This window comes from Kitasatospora sp. NPDC101157 (assembly GCF_044768255.1).
Taxonomy (GTDB): domain Bacteria; phylum Actinomycetota; class Actinomycetes; order Streptomycetales; family Streptomycetaceae; genus Kitasatospora.
The window spans coordinates 239,693-258,654 of record NZ_JBIWPL010000001.1; the positions used below are offsets into that span (position 1 = coordinate 239,693).

19 protein-coding genes and 2 tRNA genes are annotated in these 18,962 nt (G+C 72.4%); 17 read left to right on the top strand and 4 right to left on the bottom strand.

Annotation, left to right across the window (positions count from 1 at the left end; genetic code table 11):
- The first annotated feature begins 77 nt into the window (after nucleotides 1–77).
- From ACIRVF_RS01100 to ACIRVF_RS01110, 3 genes are all read left to right on the top strand, one after another.
- On the top strand, nucleotides 78–1,301 hold the full coding sequence (locus ACIRVF_RS01100) for a S8 family serine peptidase (protein WP_402811952.1): 1,224 nt from the start codon (nucleotides 78–80) through the stop codon (nucleotides 1,299–1,301).
- Nucleotides 1,302–1,584: 283 nt separating this feature from the next.
- The gene (mycP, locus tag ACIRVF_RS01105) at nucleotides 1,585–2,751 is read left to right on the top strand and encodes a type VII secretion-associated serine protease mycosin (RefSeq protein WP_402811955.1); all 1,167 of its coding nucleotides are present in this window, start codon (nucleotides 1,585–1,587) and stop codon (nucleotides 2,749–2,751) included.
- A gap of 103 nt (nucleotides 2,752–2,854) precedes the next feature.
- Nucleotides 2,855–4,189, top strand: a complete 1,335-nt coding sequence (locus tag ACIRVF_RS01110) for an MFS transporter (RefSeq protein ID WP_402811958.1) — start codon at nucleotides 2,855–2,857, stop codon at nucleotides 4,187–4,189.
- Nucleotides 4,190–4,209: 20 nt separating this feature from the next.
- On the opposite strand, the gene ACIRVF_RS01115 is transcribed toward ACIRVF_RS01110, so the two are convergent.
- Nucleotides 4,210–4,806 carry a flavodoxin family protein gene (locus ACIRVF_RS01115; RefSeq protein ID WP_402811961.1) on the bottom strand — a complete coding sequence of 199 codons (597 nt, stop codon included), beginning with the start codon at nucleotides 4,804–4,806 and terminating at the stop codon, nucleotides 4,210–4,212.
- Nucleotides 4,807–4,960: 154 nt separating this feature from the next.
- On the opposite strand from ACIRVF_RS01115, the gene ACIRVF_RS01120 reads away from it, so the two are divergent.
- The 5 genes from ACIRVF_RS01120 to ACIRVF_RS01140 all read left to right on the top strand — a co-directional run bounded on the left by ACIRVF_RS01120 (nucleotide 4,961) and on the right by ACIRVF_RS01140 (nucleotide 8,915).
- Complete coding sequence (locus ACIRVF_RS01120) at nucleotides 4,961–5,383, top strand: winged helix-turn-helix transcriptional regulator (RefSeq protein WP_402811964.1); 423 nt, start codon at nucleotides 4,961–4,963, stop codon at nucleotides 5,381–5,383.
- A gap of 202 nt (nucleotides 5,384–5,585) precedes the next feature.
- A tRNA-Thr gene (locus tag ACIRVF_RS01125) sits at nucleotides 5,586–5,661 on the top strand.
- 178 nt (nucleotides 5,662–5,839) lie between these two features.
- Nucleotides 5,840–6,508: a LuxR C-terminal-related transcriptional regulator gene (locus ACIRVF_RS01130; RefSeq protein ID WP_402811967.1), complete on the top strand. Its 669-nt coding sequence runs from the start codon at nucleotides 5,840–5,842 to the stop codon at nucleotides 6,506–6,508.
- Nucleotides 6,509–6,698: 190 nt separating this feature from the next.
- A complete protein-coding gene (galE, locus tag ACIRVF_RS01135) occupies nucleotides 6,699–7,661 on the top strand; it encodes a UDP-glucose 4-epimerase GalE (protein WP_402811970.1) in 963 nt (320 codons plus the stop codon).
- 291 nt (nucleotides 7,662–7,952) lie between these two features.
- A complete protein-coding gene (locus ACIRVF_RS01140; protein WP_402811973.1) occupies nucleotides 7,953–8,915 on the top strand; it encodes a LuxR C-terminal-related transcriptional regulator in 963 nt (320 codons plus the stop codon).
- Between the two features lie 15 nt (nucleotides 8,916–8,930).
- Here the strand turns inward: ACIRVF_RS01140 and ACIRVF_RS01145 are convergent, their stop codons facing one another.
- A complete protein-coding gene (locus ACIRVF_RS01145) occupies nucleotides 8,931–9,428 on the bottom strand; it encodes a MarR family winged helix-turn-helix transcriptional regulator (RefSeq protein ID WP_402811976.1) in 498 nt (165 codons plus the stop codon).
- A gap of 110 nt (nucleotides 9,429–9,538) precedes the next feature.
- Between ACIRVF_RS01145 and ACIRVF_RS01150 the strand changes: the two genes are divergently transcribed.
- On the top strand, nucleotides 9,539–10,330 hold the full coding sequence (locus ACIRVF_RS01150; RefSeq protein WP_402811979.1) for a methyltransferase domain-containing protein: 792 nt from the start codon (nucleotides 9,539–9,541) through the stop codon (nucleotides 10,328–10,330).
- Nucleotides 10,331–10,439: 109 nt separating this feature from the next.
- Here the strand turns inward: ACIRVF_RS01150 and ACIRVF_RS01155 are convergent, their stop codons facing one another.
- Together ACIRVF_RS01155 and ACIRVF_RS01160 are read right to left on the bottom strand one after the other, a co-directional pair.
- Nucleotides 10,440–11,042, bottom strand: coding sequence for a TetR/AcrR family transcriptional regulator (locus ACIRVF_RS01155; protein ID WP_270151038.1), 603 nt, complete (start codon nucleotides 11,040–11,042; stop codon nucleotides 10,440–10,442).
- 218 nt (nucleotides 11,043–11,260) lie between these two features.
- Nucleotides 11,261–12,253 (bottom strand): acyl-CoA desaturase, encoded by a 993-nt coding sequence (locus tag ACIRVF_RS01160; RefSeq protein WP_402811983.1) that lies wholly within the window; start codon nucleotides 12,251–12,253, stop codon nucleotides 11,261–11,263.
- Between the two features lie 266 nt (nucleotides 12,254–12,519).
- On the opposite strand from ACIRVF_RS01160, the gene ACIRVF_RS01165 reads away from it, so the two are divergent.
- From ACIRVF_RS01165 to ACIRVF_RS01200, 8 genes are all read left to right on the top strand, one after another.
- Nucleotides 12,520–12,590: transfer RNA gene (locus tag ACIRVF_RS01165), tRNA-Gln, on the top strand.
- A gap of 154 nt (nucleotides 12,591–12,744) precedes the next feature.
- Nucleotides 12,745–14,199, top strand: coding sequence for a bifunctional UDP-N-acetylglucosamine diphosphorylase/glucosamine-1-phosphate N-acetyltransferase GlmU (gene glmU, locus ACIRVF_RS01170; protein WP_402811985.1), 1,455 nt, complete (start codon nucleotides 12,745–12,747; stop codon nucleotides 14,197–14,199).
- Nucleotides 14,200–14,400: 201 nt separating this feature from the next.
- Nucleotides 14,401–15,378 carry a ribose-phosphate diphosphokinase gene (locus tag ACIRVF_RS01175; protein WP_402811988.1) on the top strand — a complete coding sequence of 326 codons (978 nt, stop codon included), beginning with the start codon at nucleotides 14,401–14,403 and terminating at the stop codon, nucleotides 15,376–15,378.
- Between the two features lie 322 nt (nucleotides 15,379–15,700).
- Entirely contained in the window at nucleotides 15,701–16,288 is a 588-nt protein-coding gene (locus tag ACIRVF_RS01180) for a 50S ribosomal protein L25/general stress protein Ctc (protein WP_402811990.1), read from the top strand.
- Between the two features lie 123 nt (nucleotides 16,289–16,411).
- A complete protein-coding gene (gene pth / locus ACIRVF_RS01185; protein WP_402811993.1) occupies nucleotides 16,412–16,990 on the top strand; it encodes an aminoacyl-tRNA hydrolase in 579 nt (192 codons plus the stop codon).
- 139 nt (nucleotides 16,991–17,129) lie between these two features.
- Nucleotides 17,130–17,453 (top strand): hypothetical protein, encoded by a 324-nt coding sequence (locus ACIRVF_RS01190; RefSeq protein ID WP_402811995.1) that lies wholly within the window; start codon nucleotides 17,130–17,132, stop codon nucleotides 17,451–17,453.
- Between the two features lie 94 nt (nucleotides 17,454–17,547).
- Nucleotides 17,548–18,069: a SigE family RNA polymerase sigma factor gene (locus ACIRVF_RS01195; protein ID WP_402811998.1), complete on the top strand. Its 522-nt coding sequence runs from the start codon at nucleotides 17,548–17,550 to the stop codon at nucleotides 18,067–18,069.
- Nucleotides 18,059–18,844: a hypothetical protein gene (locus ACIRVF_RS01200; RefSeq protein WP_402812001.1), complete on the top strand. Its 786-nt coding sequence runs from the start codon at nucleotides 18,059–18,061 to the stop codon at nucleotides 18,842–18,844. The genes ACIRVF_RS01195 and ACIRVF_RS01200 overlap by 11 nt, the downstream gene beginning before the upstream one ends.
- Nucleotides 18,845–18,962 lie beyond the last annotated feature (118 nt).

Below are 18,962 nucleotides of genomic sequence, written 5' to 3' on the forward strand. Positions count from 1 at the left end.
CGATTGCAGGGTCAGCGGCTGCGGACGGATCGATTCGAGAGAAGCAGTGGCACCTGGACGCCATGCATGCGTCGGAGATGTGGAAGATCTCCAAGGGGCAAGGGATCACTGTTGCGGTGATCGATGGTGGCTTCAAGTTGGACCATCCAGACCTGGTGGGGCAGTTCCTGCCGGGCAAAGATTTCAGCGGCGGCTCCGGTGGCGTAGGGTCCTACGGTGACGGGCACGGTACGGAAATGTCGAGCCTGATCGCCGGGACTGGCGAAAGTGTCGGAGGGACGGGAGCTTACGGCCTGGCGCCTGGTGCCAAGATTCTTCCACTTAAGATCAATAATGGTTCATTCTCTGGGGTCTCCCCAAGCGACTTCCTTGACCAGATTGGCCAGGCGGTGAATTACGCGGTCGATCACGGTGTAAAGGTCATCAATATCTCGCAAGGCATGGATGCGGTCAGGTTCACTTCGGATGATGTGGTAAAGCTGACTGGCATCCTCGCGCAGGCGAGGGCCAAGGGGGCGCTGGTCGTGGCAAGTGTCGGGAACCAGGCGCAGTCAGGAAACCCTGTCTCCTATCCGGGAGGCCTGCCAAACGTCGTTGGTGTCGGAGCTCTCGATCACGATGCTGTAGTGACCGCGGAATCCGAGCAGGGTCCGCAGGTGGTTCTCACCGCTCCGGGCATGGATATTGTCGCAGCCTGTGCTGCTGATACCGGATATTGCAAGAGCCACGGCACATCCGATGCGGCTGCTCTGGTTTCTGCGTCGGCTGCGTTGGTGTGGTCGGTTCACAGGGAGTGGACTGCGAATCAGGTCTTGCGGGTTCTTGTCAACACTGCGGGAACGCCGCATGACGGGTCTGTTCGTAACGATCTCGGCGGCTACGGCTCTGTACGCCCCCGGGTTGCGTTGACGGATCCGGGGGATCCTGGCCCGGCGGATGTGTCTCCGGTTCCGACGGCAACTCCGGTGGCGACGGCGAGCCCGTCTTCGTCGGCGAGTTCGTCCGCTCCCACTTCATCGACACCGGGCTCTATTGGAAGCCCAAGCGATGTGGCGGCGGGTGCGCCGCCTGCCCAGTCGAAGGCTGAGGCGCCGTCCGGGTCGAGCAGCGCACTCCTGATCGTGGGTGGCGTGGTGGCCGGGCTGTTGGTGGTGGCCGGGGTGGTGTTCGCTGTGGTGAGGCGGCGAAAGGCGGCTGTGCCGCTGGTGCCTCCGCAGCAGCCGGTGGGCGCGGCGACTCTGCCGTCTCCGCCGGCGCACCAGTCGTCGATGCCGCCGGAGGACAACCCGTACGCGCGGTAGCCGGTCGTCGGATCTGACGTCGCGGGCCTGCGGTACTTCGCGCGGCATCGTCTGTGCCGTCCCGGCCACTGGGCGCACCCAGTGGCCGGGCAGATCTGTTGGGGGCACGCTTCGCCATTGGCGGAGGGATTGGCAGGGAGTTGTGATGGGGCGGACGAACGGGCGACGGTGCTGGCGGGTTGCCGCTTCGGCGCTTTTGGCGGCAGGAATCGTGGGGGGCCCCGTCGCGGCGCCGGCATGCGCAAGTGACTCGATCCGTGAGGATCAGTGGCACCTGGAGGCTATGCATGCCCCGGAGATGTGGAAGACCTCGAAGGGGGAGGGGATCACCGTTGCGGTGATCGACGGCGGGTTCAAACTCGATCATCCGGATCTGGCGGGGCAGTTCCTTCCGGGTAAGGACTTCAGCGGTAGCCCCGGCGGCGTGGGGTCCTACGTGGACGGGCATGGCACCGAGATGGCGAGTCTGATCGCCGGAACCGGCAGGAGCAGCGGCGGGACGGGTGCCTACGGATTGGCGCCGGGGGCCAAGATTCTTCCCCTGAAGATGAATGACGGATCGGACCGGTCCCTGGGGGCTTCCATCTCGTCCGACTTCCTCGATGAGGTCGGTCAGGCCGTGAACTATGCGGTTGACCAGGGCGCGAAGGTCATCAGCATTTCGGAGGAGAGCGCGGCGGTCAACGCCACTCCGGAGAACGTTGCCAAGTTGAATCGCATTCTTGCGGCCGCGAGGGCGAAGGGGGTGCTCGTGGTCGCAAGTGTCGGGAACTCCGCGAAGGACGGGAACCTCGTCATGTATCCGGCTGCGCTGCCCAACGTCGTCGGCGTCGGAGCCGTTGACCGGAACGGCACAGTGACGGAGGAGTCCCAGACGGGGCCGCATGTCGCGTTCGTGGCCCCCGGCATAGATGTGGTCGACGCCTGCACGGGCTCCACCGGCTACTGCAAGCGCCATGGAACGTCTGCTGCTGCGGCTCTGGTGTCCGCTTCGGCGGCACTGGTCTGGGCGGTTCACAAGGAGTGGACCGCGAATCAGGTCCTTCGAGTGCTTATCAACACGGCCGGCAGACCAAATGGTGGCAACAGCCGTACGGACAGCGCAGGGTGGGGCGCGGTCCGGCCGAGGATCGCGCTGACGAATCCCGGCGATCCCGGACCGGCGGATGTGTCGCCGCTTCCGGGCGACGTGCCTGTGCCGACTCCGTCGTCCGCACTCCTGGCCTCGCCGTTGCCGACCGCGACCCCTGCCGGTCCGTCGCCGACGGTCGCGTCGCCGACGGGCGGCTCTTCGTCGGACGCAGTGGCCGCGGTGGACACCGGCGGTGCGAACTCCGGCCTCAGTTGGCCGGTGGCCATTGCGGTGATCGTGGTGGTGGTTGTTGCGGCGGGTGTGATCGTGGCTCTGCTGGTCCGGCGGCTGATCGTGGTGCTGCGGGGCGCGAGGTAGCGGCGCGCGGTGCGCGGGGTGGGGCGCGGGGGGTTGGGGTGTGCGCTGGGGTCACTCGGGTGGGGGCTGGTCGGGGGACCGGGTGGTGGCGAGGGTGGGTGGTATGGATGCGGAGGGTGCTCGGCGGGTCGGGCAGTTGCGGCGGGCGGCGGCTGCGGCGTTGATCGGGACGGCGATCGAGTTCTACGACTTCTTCCTGTACGGGACGGCGGCCGCGTTGGTGTTCGGGCCGGTGTTCTTTCCCGGACTGGGCACGGTGGGGGCGCTGTTGGCGGCGTTCTCGGTGTACGCGGTGGCGTTCCTGGCCCGGCCGCTGGGGGCGGTGGTGTTCGGGCACTTCGGGGACCGGGTGGGCCGGAAGGCGATGCTGGTGGTGTCGTTGCTGCTGATGGGGTTGGCGACGGCGGCGGTGGGGTTGTTGCCGGGCTTCGCGGTGTGGGGGTGGTGGTCGCCGGTGCTGCTGGTGGTGCTGCGGGTGTGCCAGGGCGTCGGGTTGGGCGGGGAGTGGGGCGGGGCGGCGCTGCTGATCGCGGAGAACGCGCCGGCCGGGCGGCGCGGGCGGTACGGGGGGTTCCTGCAGCTGGGGCCGTCGGCCGGGTTCGTGCTGGCGAACGGCGGGTTCCTGGCGCTCCAACTGGCGCTGGACGAGGGGTCGTTCCGGGCGTGGGGCTGGCGGGTGCCGTTCCTGGCCTCGCTGGCGTTGGTGGCGGTGGGGCTGTTCGTGCGGTTGCGGCTGGTGGAGTCGCCGCTGTTCCGGGCGGACGTGCCGCGGGACCGTCCGCCGGTGGTGGAGGTGCTGCGCGAGCACTGGCGGCCGGTGTTGGCGGGCTGCGGGGCGATCACGGTCGGGTACGCGCTGTTCTACCTGACCACCACCTACGCGCTGGCGTACGCGACGTCCGGCCTCGGGGTGGCGAGCACGGTGGTGCTGGCGATGCTGCTGGCCGGGGCGGTGGGTGGCGCCGTGACGGTGTGGTTGAGCGCCTCGCTCAGTGACCGCTGGGGCCGGCGGCGGACGTTGCGGTGGGCGACGGGCCTGGCGGCCGGGTGGTCGCTGGTGCTGTTCCCGCTGCTGGAGACGGTGCGCCGGCCGCTGATGTTCCTGGCGCTGGCCGGGGCGATGGTGGTGCTGGGCGGTCTGCTGGGCCCGTTGGCGGCGTTCCTGCCGGAGCTGTTCCCGACCCGGGTGCGCTACACGGGGGCCGCGTTGACGTACAACCTGGGCGGGGTGGTCGGCGGGGCGACGACGCCGCTGGTGGCGACCAGGCTGACGGCGGCGTACGGGACGGCGCAGCCGGCCGGCTGGTACCTGGCTGTCCTGGGGATGCTGGCCCTGGGCTGTCTGTGGGCGCTGCCGGACACGACCGGTGCGGAGCTGTCGGCGGTGGACGGCGGACGCCGCCGGGCGCCCGTTCTGGGGGCGGACCCGGCGGCGTAGCCGTACGAGGGGCGGCGCGGTCAGCCGGCCAGGGCGGCGCGGCCGGCCAGCACGATCGCGGTGTGCCGGGCGACCCGCTCGCCCAGGTGCTCGGCGGTGGCGATGTCGGCCTTGTGGACGGCCTCGGCGCCGGCGTCGGACGGCGAGGCGGCGGCGGCACCGTTGGAGAAGCCGAGGCGGTTGAGGTCGTTCTCGCTGGCGGTGGTGGCGTTCCAGCCCGGCTTGAGGCCGAGGTTGACCCAGTTCATGCCGTGCTGGGCGGCGAGGGTCTGGAAGTAGCCGAGGGTGCTGGCCTTGTCGCCGCTCTTGGAGGCGGAGTTGGTGAAGCCGGCCGCGACCTTGTCCTTCCAGGCGTCGGTGAACCAGCGCTTGCTGGTGGCCTCGGCGAAGACGTGGAAGGCGCCGGAGGCGGTGCCCATGTAGGTGGGGGAGCCGAAGACGATCGCGTCGGCGGCGTCCAGCTGGGCCCACTGCTCCTCGGTGATGGTGTCGACGGCGATCGAGACGACCTCGGCCCCGGCGGCGGCGGCGCCGCGGGCGACGGCCTCGGCGATCACGGCGGTGTGGCCGTAGCCGGAGTGGTAGGCGAGGGCGACGGTCGGGCGGATGGCGGTCATGCGGGGCACTCCTGTGCGGCGGAGGGACGGATGCGGGTCCGGGCGGGCTACGGCCGGTCGAACGGTCTCCAATATAGACCAGGTCTCCATCGGAGACCAAGGGTGGATGGGAGACCAGGTTCGGATCGGAGACCGCGGGACTACCCTGGACCGCATGACGACGGAGGAAACAGCCCGCACCGGGGCCGGACCGCAGGGGGAGCAGGAGCTCGACGTCTTCGCCCAGCTCTGCCCCAGCCGCGAGATGTTCGCCGAGCTCGCCGACAAGTGGTCGTTGCTGATCCTGATGAGCCTCTCCGCCTGCGGGCCCCAGCGCTTCTCCGAGCTCCAGCGTGGGGTCGGCGGGGTCAGCCGCAAGATGCTCACCCAGTCGCTGCGCAACCTGGAACGCAGCGGCCTGGTGCTCCGCACCGTCTTCCCGGAGACTCCGCCGCGGGTGGTCTACGACCTGCGGCCGCTCGGCCGGGAGCTGGCCGAGCTGGTCACCCCGCTCGGCCAGTGGACGGAGCGGCGCGCTCTGCAGATGCTCGCGGCCCGCGAGGAGTTCGACGCGGCGCACCCCGAAGGGTCCCGTTAGCGGGCCGACCGGGCCGACCGGGCCGACCGGGCCGACCGGGCGGGCGGCGCGGGCCGGGCAGGCCGCGCAGGTCGGGCAGGCCGGGCGACCCGGACCGACCGGACGGCGGTCACGGGGGCGGACCGGAGCCGATTTCCCTTTCGGGTCGACGGCCGTGTAATGTCTTCCTTGTTCGACCGGCCCGGGAAAACAAACCCGGCAAGCCCCTATAGCTCAGTCGGTAGAGCGTCTCCATGGTAAGGAGAAGGTCTGCGGTTCGATTCCGCATGGGGGCTCCACTGAAAGACCCTCGCCTCACGGCGGGGGTCTTTCGCGTTCCCCGGCCCGGGCGCGCCCCGGTCCCGGCGACACGCGGTGGCCTAGCGGGTCGGGTACGGAATGCGCTGTGATGGTGCGTCATCGGCCGCCCGCCCGAGGGGGTGCGGGCGCGAGCCGGGCCCCGACCGGGAGGGCGTCATGGGTGTTCGACTCGTGGTGGTCGACGACCACCGGCTGCTGGCCGAGGCGCTGGCCACCGCGCTCCAGCTGCGCGGCCACCGGGTGCTCGCGGTCGGCTCCCCGGCCGGTGTCGCCGCCGACCTGGTCGCCGGGCGGCGGCCCGAGGTGTGCCTGCTGGGGGTGTCCGCGCCGGGTGAGCCGGGCGCCTTCGACGGGCTGCGCCGGATCTGCCGGGAGCGACCCGAGGTGGCCGTGATCGTGCTCGGGCCGGTCGGTGAACTCCGCGGTGTGGCCTGCGCGTTCGCGGCCGGAGCGGCGGGGTACGTGCCGAGCGACGAGCGGATCGAGGTGGTCGAGCGGGCGATCGGACGGGCCCGGGCGGGCGAGGCCGCGGTGGCGGTGGACGTCCTGCGCGGGGCCTTCGACCAACTGCTGCGCCCGGTGGCCGAGCCGGACGACGAGTCGGTCCGGCTGCTGCGGCTGCTGACCCGCCGTGAGGTGCAGGTGCTGGCCCGGATCGCGGACGGAGAGGACACGGCGGCGATCGCCGCCGGGATGCGGATCGCCGCGAGCACCGCCCGTACCCACGTCCAGCGCGTGCTGATGAAGCTGGGGGCGCGCACCCGGCTGGAGGCGGCCGCGGTGGCCGCGCGGACCGGCCTGCTGGAGCGGATGGCCGACGGCTGAGCGGAGGAGGCCGTCGGAGGCGGCCGGAGCCGTCCGTGGAGGCCGGCTGAGGACTGGGTGAGAATGCGCGGGAGCGGCCACCCCGGTGGTCGGGGGCACCCCGCCGGGCAGGGACAATTGACCCCAGTCGTTCGCATTCCTTCGATGGCGCCGCCGACCGGGCGGACCATCGCCCGCTGGAGGTCTCATCATGAGTAAGTACCTGGTCACGGGTGGCGCCGGCTACGTCGGCAGCGTGGTGGCCGCCCACCTGCTGGAGGCGGGGCACCAGGTGACCGTCCTGGACGACCTCTCGACCGGTTTCCGCGAGGGCGTTCCGGCGGGTGCCGAGTTCGTCGAGGGCCGGATCCAGGAGGCCGGTGAGGTGCTGGACGGCTCCTTCGACGGCGTGCTGCACTTCGCCGCCTCCTCGCAGGTCGGCGAGTCGGTCGTGGACCCGGAGAAGTACTGGCGCAACAACGTGGCCGGTTCGCTGGAGCTGATCACCGCGATGCGCGCGGCGGGTGTGCGCAAGCTGGTGTTCTCCTCCACCGCCGCCGTGTACGGCGAGCCGGAGGCCGTGCCGATCGCCGAGACCGCCCGTACCTCGCCGACCAACACCTACGGCGCCAGCAAGCTCGCCATGGACCACATGATCACCAGCGAGGCCGTCGCGCACGGCCTGGCCGCCGTCTCGCTGCGCTACTTCAACGTGGCCGGCGCGTACGGCGCCTACGGCGAGCGCCACGACCCCGAGTCGCACCTGATCCCGCTGGTCTTCCAGGCCGCGCTCGGTCAGCGCCCGCACATCGCGGTGTACGGCGACGACTACCCGACCCCGGACGGCACCTGCATCCGCGACTACATCCACGTCGCGGACCTGGCCGACGCCCACCTGCTGGCGCTGGACGCCGCCAAGCCGGGCGAGCACCTGATCTGCAACCTGGGCAACGGCAGCGGCTTCTCGGTGCGCGAGGTGATCGAGTCGGTCAAGCGCGTCACCGGCCGGGAGATCCCGGTGCAGGTCGCGGGCCGCCGGGCCGGCGACCCGGCCGTGCTGGTGGCCTCCGCCGAGCGCGCCCACGAGGCGCTGGGCTGGACGCCGCGCCGCCCGAACCTGGACGACATCGTCGCCGACGCCTGGAAGTTCACCCTGGAGAAGAACGGCAGCTGACGGCGGTCGGTCCCGCGAGGGCCAACCACCCGTACCGGCCGGTCAGTTGGACAGCTCGCGCGAGCCGTCCGGCCGGCCGGCCGGGCCGCTCACGCCACTCCTGACAAAACCTCACCGAATCGCCACGGGAGCGTTTCCCGGCCCGTACGCTGAGTGCGGTACCGGTGGGGGCCGGCGCCCTTTCGGCCGCACCGGCCACCGGTGGGCGGGCGGAGCGGAGGGTCCGGAACGCGGGCGCCGGACCGGTCCCCCGCTCCCGGGCTCGGGCGCTCTGAGCAGGGGGTAGTGACGATGGGGCGGATCCGGGTCCTGGTGGTCGACGGCCACCGGATCTTCGCCGAGGCGCTGGCCGCGGCCCTGGCCGCCGAGCCCGACGTGGAGGTGGGCGCGGCCGGCAGCGCGGCCGCCGCCGAGCGGGCGCTGGAGCGGGCCGCCGCCGAGGGGCGGCCGTACGACGTGGCGCTGATCGACGCCGACCTGGGGGCCGAGGCCACCGGGCCGGGCGGCCGGGCCAGGACCGGCGGGGAACCGGCCGAGGAGGCCCGGCGCCGTCCGCCCCCGGCCGTACCGCCCCAGGCCGTACCGCCCCAAGCCGTACCGCCGCCGCGCCGCCCGGTCGCCGCGCCCGCGGTCCCGGGAGTCCTCGCCCGCCCGGCGGAGCAACTGCGCACGGAACAGTTGCGCACGGAGCAGGCCCGCGCCGACCAGGCCCGCGCCGACCAGCTCAGGCCCGCCGCCCCGCCGCCGGACGGCATCGCCCTGCTCGGCCGGCTCCGCCGGGCCCACCCCGGGCTGCGCGCCGTGGTGCTGGCCACCGCCGACGACCCGCACCGCGCCGCCCGGGCGCTGCACGCGGGCGCCACCGGCTGGGTGGCGAAGGAGAGTTCGCTGGCCCGGCTGCTGGCGGTGGTCCGGGGGGTGCTGCGGGACGAGACGCACCTGCCGCCCGCGCTGCTCACCGGGGTGATCCGCGAGCTCACCACCGCCCGGCGGGACCGCACCGAGAGCGAGCGGCTGGTCGACACCCTGACGCCGCGGGAGAAGCAGATCCTGCGCTGCATGGTGGCGGGCCTGGGCCGGCAGGCGGTCGCGGAGCGGCTCTACCTGTCGCCGCACACCGTCCGCACCCACATGCAGAACGTGCTGGGGAAGCTGGGAGTGCACTCCACGCTGGCCGCCGTCGCGGTGGCCCGCCGGGCCGGGGTCGGTCCCGCGGAGTCGGCGGTGCCGCCGTCCGTCGCCTCGGCCCCGTAGCGGGGCCGGCGCTACTCAGCCCGGGATGTTGTCGAACGGTGCGACCAGCAGTCGCAGCAGGGCGGCGAGTTCGCCCTGCTGGCCGGAGCTGAGCTGGGCGAGCAGTTCGCGCTCGTGCGCCAGCAGGCCGGCCAGCGCCTGGTCGGCGCGGTCGCGGCCGTCGTCGGTGAGCCGGACGAGCACGCCGCGGCGGTCGTCCGGGTCGGGCAGGCGCTTGACCAGGCCCTTGCCGGTGAGGCGGTCGATCCGGTTGGTCATGGTGCCGGAGGTGACCAGGGTCTGGGTGAGCAGCTGGCCGGGGGAGAGCTGGTACGGGGAGCCGGCCCGCCGCAGGGCGGTCAGGACGTCGAACTCCCAGGGCTCCAGGCCGTGCTCGGCGAAGGCGGTGCGGCGGGCACGGTCGAGGTGGCGGGCGAGCCGGCTGACCCGGCTGAGCACCTCCAGCGGCCCCACGTCGAGGTCGGGGCGCTCCCGGCGCCACGCTGCGACCAGCCTGTCGACCTCGTCCTCCATGACGATCAGTGTATCGGTGGATGTGTCGATGTGAAGTCTCTTGACATCGAGAAATGTGGCAGCGAGGCTACGAGGGATATCTTGATATCGAGATACCTGCGAGGTGAGCCATGACCAGCCCCGTCTGGGACCCGGCGCAGTACCTGCGCTTCGCCGACGAACGCACCCGCCCGCTGCGCGACCTGCTCGCCCGGGTCCCCGCCCTGCCGAACGAGCCCGCCGCGACGGTCCTCGACATCGGCTGCGGTCCCGGCAACTCCACCGCCGTCCTGCGCGAACGCTGGCCGCGGGCCCGGATCACCGGAGTCGACAACTCCGCCCCGATGCTGGAGACCGCCCGCACCGAGGGCGAGCCCACCGCCGAGTACCTGCTCGCCGACGCCCGCGACTACGACCCGGCCCCGGCCGGACCGGACCTGATCGCCTCCAACGCGACCCTCCAGTGGGTGGACGGGCACCTGGCGGTGCTGGCCCGCTGGGCGCACGCCCTCAAGCCCGGCGGGGTCGTCGCCTTCCAGGTGCCCGGCAACTTCGATGCCCCCAGCCACACCCTGCTCGCCGAACTGCGCCGCAGCCCCCGCTGGCGCGACACCCTCGGCACCGACGCCGTCCGCACCGGCGTCCACCGGCCGGAGCGGTACCTCGACGCCCTCGCCGGGGCCGGCTGCGCCGTCGACGTCTGGGAGACCACCTACAGCACCCTGCTGCCGGGGCCGGACCCGGTGCTGGAGTGGGTCAAGGGGACCGCGCTGCGCCCGGTGCTCGGCCGGCTCACCGACCCGGCCGACCGCGCCGCCTTCCTCGCCGAGTACGGGCGGCTGCTGCGCGAGGCCTACCCGGCCGGGCCGCACGGGACGGTCTTCCCGTTCCGGCGGATCTTCGCGGTCGGAGTGAAGCGGTAACGGCGGAGTGGCGGGCGGTGGGGCGGCGGAGCGGTGGGGTAGCGGAGCGGCGAAAAGCGGGCGGCGGAAAGCGGGGCGGGCGACGGGCGAACAGCGGGGCGGCCGGGCCTCAGGCCCTGCGGTCGCCGACCAGCTTCGGGTGGCGCTCCAGACCCTCCAGCCCGTGCCAGGCCAGGTTCACCAGGTGCGCCGCCACCGTCGCCTTGTCCGGCTTGCGGACCTCCAGCCACCACTGGCCGGTCAGCGCGACCATCCCAACCAGCATCTGCGAGTACATCGGGGCCAGCCGGGCGTCGAAGCCCCGGGACTTGAACTCCAGGCCGAGGATGTCCTCCACCTGGGTCGCGATGTCGCTGATCAGCGAGGCGAAGGTGCCGGTCGACTGGGCCACCGGCGAGTCCCGGACCAGGATCCGGAAGCCATCCGTCGAGGTGTCGATGTAGTCCATCAGCGCGAACGCCGCCTGCTCCAGGAGCTCGCGCGAGTGCCCGCCGGTGAGCGCCCCGGTCACCATGTCCAGCAGCAGCTGCATCTCGCGGTCCACCACCACCGCGTAGAGCCCCTCCTTGCCCCCGAAGTGCTCGTACACCACGGGCTTGGAGACGCCCGCGCGCTCGGCGATCTCCTCCACGGAGGTGCCGTCGTAGCCGCGCTCGGCGAAGACCGTGCGGCCGATCTCCAGCAGCTGCTCCCGGCGCTGCTTGCCGGTCATCCGGACCCGCCCGCCCCGTCGGCGCGGGGCGGGCGCCGTACCTGGCCCCGGGTCCGCGGCGCTCTCGGCGCCGCCGTCGGGGGCCGCGCCCGCCGCAGCGGCGGCCCGCGGACGGGCCGGCGCCGTTCCGGGCGCCGCGTCCGTCCGCGTGCTGTGGTGACCGCCTGTGCTGTCTGCGCTGCTCCCGTTCACCCCTACATCATGCTGGAAGCGCCGCCTCATGCCGCGCGGCGGGCGGCGATCCGCTGCGGGTCCGGCCAGCGGACGTCCCGGACCCAGCCGGCCAGCTCGAACCAGCGGATCAGCCGGGCCGAGGAGTCGATCTGCCCGCGCAGCACCCCGTGCCGGGCCGAGGTCGGGTCGGCATGGTGCAGGTTGTGCCAGGACTCGCCGCAAGAGAGCACCGCGAGCCACCAGACGTTGCCGGAGCGGTCCCGGGAGCGGAACGGGCGCCGGCCGACCGCGTGGCAGATCGAGTTGATCGACCAGGTGACGTGGTGCAGCAGCGCGACCCGGACCAGCGAACCCCAGAAGAAGGCGGACAGCGCGCCCTGCCAGGAGAGGCTCACCAGGCCGCCGACCAGGGCGGGCAGCAGCAGCGAGATGGTGGTCCAGAGCCAGAACAGCCGGGAGATCCGCCGCATGGCCGGGTCGCCGATCAGGTCGGGCGCGTACTTGAGCTGCGGGGTCTGCTCCTCGTCGAACATCCAGCCCATGTGCGCCCACCACAGGCCCTTGACCAGCGCCGGGACGCTCTCCCCGTAGCGCCACGGCGAGTGCGGGTCGCCGTCCTTGTCGCTGAACCGGTGGTGCTTGCGGTGGTCGGCCACCCAGCGCACCAGCGGGCCCTCGACCGCCAGGCTGCCGACGACCGCCAGGACCAGCCGCATCGGGCGGGAGGCCTTGAAGGCGCCGTGGGTGAAGTACCGGTGGTAGCCGATGGTGATGCCGTGACAGGTGAGGAAGTACATGGCGACGGTGACCGCCGCGTCCGTCCAGCCGAGTCCCCACCCCCAGGCCACCGGTACGGCGGCGACCAGGGCGGCGAACGGCACCAGGATGAACAGGGCGAGCGCGATCCGCTCGGCGAGACCCTGCTTCTCCCCGCCGCGGGTGGCGGACAGCCGGGTGGCGGCGTCGGCGGAGGGATCGGAGGGGGCATCGGGAAGCGCGGCGGCCCCCGCGCGCTCCTCGCCGGCCTGGATGGTCATGGGCATCCCTTCGGCGTCCCGGGAACGGGACAGCGGAACCTACGTTGGCGTAACTTACGGCATCGTAGGTTGCACTCCGTGGTCGGCGGAACACACGGCCGCGCGGCGCTCGGGTGAATTCACCCGACTGGATGGATGAACCCCGGACCGCCGCCGTGCCGGGACGGGGCGGGCCCGGACGGTCGGCACGGGTGGTAGATGTGAGGCGCGCTACCCCGTAGTCTTGGCCCAGCGCGCCGTCGGGGCTCCGGCGGCGGGCGCTCCGGTCCCGGATCGTCTAAGGGCAGGACAGCTGGTTTTGGTCCAGCTTATGGGGGTTCGAATCCTCCTCCGGGAGCACTGAGTACGGCCGCGGGCGGGCATGCGCGGGCCGGGCCGCTGGCATTCCGGTCGGCTGCCCCGCACTATCCTCGAACTGCCAGAGCACATGTGCGGACCCGCGTTCTGGCCTGCTCTGCCCTCTCTGTGAACCTAATGAGGAGCCTCCCCGCATGGGTGCCAATTCGCTTGCCGCCGTTGTCGTGCTCGCCGCCGGTGGCGGGACCCGGATGAAGTCGAACAAGCTGCCCAAGGTGCTGCACGAGGTGTGCGGGCGCTCGCTGGTGGGTCACGCGGTTTCGGCGGCCGGGGAACTGACACCGGGACAGCTCGTCGTGGTCGTCGGGCACCAGCGCGAGCAGGTCGAGGAGCACCTGGCGGCGCACTACCCGGGCGTGCGCCCGGTGGTGCAGGAGGAGCAGAACGGCACCGGTCACGCGGTCCGCACCGCGCTGGAGGCGCTGGCCGCCGACGGCGTCACGCTGGACGGCACGGTGATCGTCACCGCCGGGGACTCCCCGCTGCTGACCGGGGACACCCTGCGCCGGCTGGCGAAGTCGCACGAGGCGCAGCAGAACGGCGTCACCGTGCTGACCGCCGTCGTCCCGGAGCCCTTCGGCTACGGCCGGATCCTGCGCGACGAGAACGGCACGGTCGCCGCGATCGTCGAGGAGCGGGACGCCACCGCCACCCAGCGCGCGATCGCCGAGATCAACTCGGGCGTCTTCGCCTTCGACGCCAAGCTGCTCACCGAGGCGCTGGCCGAGCTCACCACGGACAACTCGCAGGGCGAGGAGTACCTGACCGACACCCTGGAGATCCTGCGCAAGGCCGGTCACCGGGTCGGTGCCGTGGTCGCCGAGGACCACCGGGACATCCTCGGCATCAACGACCGGGTCCAGCTGGCGCAGGCCCGCCGGCTGCTGAACGACCGCCTGCTGGAGCGGGCGATGCGCGCCGGCGTCACCGTGGTCGACCCGGCCACCACCTGGGTCGACGTCCAGGTGACGTACGAGCCGGACGCCGTCGTGCTGCCGAACACCCAGCTGCAGGGCGCCACCCACCTGGGCGAGGGCTGCGAGGTGGGACCGAACTCCACCCTGAAGGACACCCTGGTCGGCGCCGGCGCCCGTGTGAGCAACACCACGGCCGACCGCGCGGAGATCGGCGAGCTGGCCGCCGCCGGCCCGTACGCCTACCTGCGTCCGGGCGCCAAGCTGGCCCGCAAGGCGAAGGTCGGCACCTACGTCGAGATCAAGAACTCCGAGCTGGGCGAGGGCGCCAAGGTGCCGCACCTCTCCTACATCGGCGACGCCACGATCGGCGAGGGCACCAACGTCGGCGCGGCCTCGGTCACCGTGAACTACGACGGGGTCAACAAGCACCGCACGGTCATCGGCGCGCACTGCCGCACCGGCTCGGACAACATGTTCATCGCGCCGGTCACCGTCGGTGACGGCGCTTACACCGGCGCGGGCTCGGTGATCACCACCGACGTTCCGCCCGGCGCACTCGGCGTGAACCGCGCGCAGCAGCGCAACATCGAGGGCTGGGTCGAGCGCAAGCGCCCCGGGACGGTGTCCGCCCAGGCCGCGAAGGCCGCGGTGGACGGCGCCGGCGAGGCCTGACCGGCGGGCCCGGGGCCGGCCGGACGGTCCCGGGGCGGACGGTTTCTGCGCGGGCGCGTAACCTTGGGGACATACGTGCGCCACTGGGCCTACCGCCCGTGTCCAGGCGTACCGACAATTCCCTGATCCCCCGTGGGTGCGGGCTGCGCCTGCCCTCCTCGGGAGTGGGATTCAGCGTCCGCAACGCGAGGAGACGGTGCAGTGAGCGGGATCACGACGTCGGGTGAGAAGAAGCTCAAGCTCTTCTCCGGCCGTGCCCACCCGGAACTGGCGAAGGAGGTTGCCGAGGCGCTGGGGACCGAGCTGGTCCCGACCAAGGCCCTCGACTTCGCCAACGGCGAGATCTACGTCCGCTTCCTGGAGTCGGCCCGCGGTGCGGACTGCTTCGTGATGCAGAGCCACACGGCTCCCATCAACCAGTGGATCATGGAACAGCTGATCATGATCGATGCTCTGAAGCGGGCCTCCGCCAAGAGCATCACCGCGATCCTGCCGTTCTACGGTTACGCCCGTCAGGACAAGAAGCACCTGGGCCGCGAGCCGATCTCGGCCCGCCTGGTCGCCGACCTGCTGCGCCAGGCCGGTGCCGACCGCCTGATGGCCGTGGACCTGCACACCGCTCAGATCCAGGGCTTCTTCGACGGCCCGGTGGACCACCTGTTCGCGCTGCCGCTGCTGGCCGACTACATCGGCGGGAAGGTGGACCGCTCGAAGCTGACCGTCGTCTCGCCGGACGCCGGCCGGGTCAAGGTCGCCGACCAGTGGTGCGACCGGCTGGACGCCCCGCTGGCGATCATCCACAAGCGCCGCGACATGACCCAGGCCAACACCATCCTGTCGGCCGAGGTCGTCGGTGACGTCAAGGACCGGGTCTGCGTCCTGGTCGACGACATGATCGACACCGCCGGCACGATCTGCGCCGCGGCCGACGCGCTGTTCGAGAACGGTGCCGCGGACGTCCTGGTCGCCGCCACCCACGGCGTGCTCTCCGGCCCGGCCGCCGACCGGCTGAAGAACTCGCGGGTGAGCGAGTTCGTGTTCACCAACACGCTGCCCACCCCGGCGCAGCTCCAGCTGGACAAGATCACCACGCTGTCCATCGCCCCGTCGATCGCCGCCGCGATCCGCGAGGTGTTCGAGGAGGGCTCGGTCACCAGCCTCTTCGAGGGCGTGCACTGACCTTCGAGGGCGTGCACTGACGAAGCCCCGCGCAGGCGGCCCCGGACCACCCACGGTCCGGGGCCGCCGCCGTTCCCCCGGGAGGGAGCCGATTTCGCGGCAGGGGGTCGGTGCGGTTAGACTCGTGAAACTGCTCGGCGAGGGATGCCGTGTGCCTGCTCGACGGGCACCGACACCGTGATCGACGCGCTGCCGGTAGCGGATTCCGTCCGCCGGCAGAGGCCGTTTCCGCCGAGTGACCCCCGAACGTACTGAGGGTGTGGTCCCGGCGGTTTTTCGCGTTGCCTGCACCCCCGCGCCAGTCTTCACGAGGAGTGCAGTCGTGTCCGAGATCCGCCTTGCCGCCGAGACCCGTACCGAGTTCGGCAAGGGTGCCGCCCGTCGCGCCCGCCGCGCCGGCTTCGTCCCCGGTGTCGTCTACGGCCACGGCCACGCCCCGGTTCACCTGAACCTGCCCGGCCACGACCTGATGATGGCCCTCAAGACCCCGAACGCCCTGCTGGTCGTTCCGATCGAGGGCAAGGACGAGTACGTCCTGCCGAAGGCCGTCCAGCGCGAGGCCATCAAGCGCACCATCGAGCACGTCGACCTGCTGCTGGTCAAGCGTGGCGAGAAGGTCACCGTCGAGGTTCCGGTCCACACCGAGGGCGAGCTCGCCCCCGGCGGCAACCTGCTGGAGCACGTCCTGCAGGCCCTGCCGATCGAGGCCGAGGCCACCCACCTGCCCGAGGCCGTCACCGTCTCGGTCGAGGGCCTGGAGGCCGGTGCCTCCATCCACGCCAAGGACATCGCCCTGCCGGCCAACGTCTCGCTGGCCGTCGACGCCGACGCCGTCGTGCTGCAGGTCATCGCCGCCCAGGCCGCCCCGGTCGAGGACGAGGCCGCCGAGGCCGAGGGCGCCGAGGCCTGAGCCTCGTAGTCCCCACTGCTGTTGACCGCTGCCCCGGTCGCTCCTCTGGAGCGGCCGGGGCAGCGGTGTGTCCGGGATGATGACGTCGAGCGCGGAGTCGAGCGCGAGGGAGAGAAGAGAGGCATGGCGGAGGATTACGACGGGCCCTGGCTGGTGGTCGGGCTGGGCAACCCGGGGGAGCAGTACGCCAGGAACCGGCACAACATCGGCTTCATGGTGGTGGACCTGCTGGCACAGCGGATGGGCGCCAAGTTCAAGGCGCACAAGAGCCGGGCGCAGGTCGCCGAGGGGCGGTTGGCGGGCAGGCGGGTGGTGCTGGCCAAGCCGATGTCCTTCATGAACCTCTCCGGCGGGCCGGTGACGGCGCTGCGGGACTTCTACAAGGTGCCGGCCTCGGCGCTGATCGCCGTCCACGACGAGCTGGACATCGACTACGCGGCGCTGCGGCTGAAGCTGGGCGGCGGGGACAACGGCCACAACGGGCTGAAGTCGATCACCAAGTCGCTGGGCCCGGACTACCACCGGGTGCGCTGCGGGATCGGCCGCCCGCCGGGCCGGATGGAGGTCGCGGACTTCGTGCTGAAGGACTTCTCCTCGACCGAGCGCAAGGAGCTGGAGTGGTTCGTGGACCGCTCGGCGGACGCGGTGGAGGCGCTGCTGTCCGAGGGGCTGGAGCGGGCGCAGGGCACGTACAACTCCTGACGGTCCGTCATGTGCACGATGTGCCGGGTACACAACAGTCGTACAACGCTTGCCCCGCCAAACCTGAATCCGTGTGAGAAGCCTGTGCGGGATCGGATACCGTCGCCCTGGTACGCGAACGGGTCCTGGGGAGTTCTCGATGCGGAGATTGCGTCCGGTCCGCCGACTTCGACGGCTCCGGGTGGTCCGGCTGAAGCAGCTCGGACGACGGATGGGCACCGCCGGTGCGCTGGGGGCGGCGGGGATGCTGCTGTCCAGCGGTGCGGTGGCGCACGCCGATCCGGTGGCCGAGCCGGATCCGGCGGTCACGCCGGAGCCCGCGGCGGCGCAGTTCAGCCCGGTGCTGGGCGATTCGGTCGGCCCCGACGCCGGGTTGCTGGCGGTCGGCGGCGGCCTGGTGGTCGCGGCCGGCGGAGCGGCGCTGTGGCTGAAGCGCCGGCGCGCGGGCGAGCCCGCGGAGTAGCAACGTGAGGTGAGGGGCCGGTGTCCACGGAAGTGGGCACCGGCCCTTCGTCGTCCCTGTCATCCGTTTCCGGCGGCCGGTGCGTCGTGAGGGTATGAAGCGCGAATCGATGCGCCCGGGGGGTTCCGGATCCGACCCGTTCGACGAGTTCGTCGCGGCGCGGTACCAGGCCCTCCTGCGGGGGGCGTACCTGATCACCGGGGACGTCCACGACGCCCGGGACCTTTTGCACGACGCCCTGGCACGGGTGTACCCGAAGCGGTCGGCGATCCGGGAGCCCGGGGCGGCCGAGGGGTACGTCCGCAGGACGATGGTCCGCACCCACGTCTCACGGTGGCGGCGGACCAGACGCGAGGTGCTGACGTCCACCCCGCCGGACGGTCCGGCGGCCCAGGAGGCCGAGCGGGACGGGCAGTTGGCGGCGGCGCTGGCCGGGCTGCCGCGACGCCAGCGGGCGGCGGTGGTGCTGCGCTACTACCTCGACCTGCCCGTCGCCCAGGTGGCGGTGGAGCTGGGGTGCTCGGTGACCACGGCGAAGACCCACCTGGCGCGCGGCATCAAGGCGCTTCGGCAGGAACTGGAACCGGCGAGGGAGTTGGTGGGACGTGGCCGCTGAGGACGAGTTCGAGGGCGAGCTGTCGATCCGGCTCGGGGCGCGTGCGGCGGGGATCGGCGGCAGCCCGCCGCTGGCCGAACTGCGCGAGGCGGGGCGGCGGCGGGCCCGGCGGCAGCGGGCGCTGCGGGGGGTGGCGGCGGGGGTGCTGGCGGTGCTGGCGGCCGGTGGGGGGGCGCTGACCCAGCTGGGCGGTGGGGGCGGTGGGGGTGGCGGTGCGGTCACCGGGCCGGCGGCGCTCGCGGTCGCGTCCCCGACCGCGTCCCCGACCGGGAACGGGATGCCGTTGCGGGGGGCGGAGACCGACGAGCGGGTGAAGGCCGTCCTGAGCTGCAAGGGCGGGCCGTCCTCGGCACCGGCGTCGGACCGGCCGGGGAGGACGGACCTGGTGGCGGCGGGCCAGGCGGTCGAGCGGATGGCGCGGCAGGAGTACGGGGACCACTACTTCGCAACCTGCCTGGACACGGCCGCGGGCACGCTGGTGGTGATGCGCAACCCGGGCCCGACGGGCCTGGACGCCGCCGTGTCGCAGGTCGTGGCCGAGTGGCCCGCGGTGCAGCTGCGGTTCGTCGCCGCGCCCTCGTACCCCTCGCAGCTGACGCTCGCCAAGGAGATCCGCGCGGAGGCCGGGGACTGGGCGGCGACGAGGGGCGTGCACATCGCGTGGGTGGAGATCGGCCTGGACGGCAAGGGGGTGATCGTCCACACCCCGCAGGCGGAGACCGCCCGGGCGGAGATCGTCCGGGAGTACGGACACCTGGTCTCGGTCGGTCCCTGAAACGGCGTCGGGGGGGGGGGGGCCCCCGGGGGGCCCCCCCCGCCCCCCAGCCCGGGGGGGGGGGCCGCAGGGGGCGGGGGCGGCCGGGGTGCCCGTGGCGGGCCGCCCCGCCCACCCC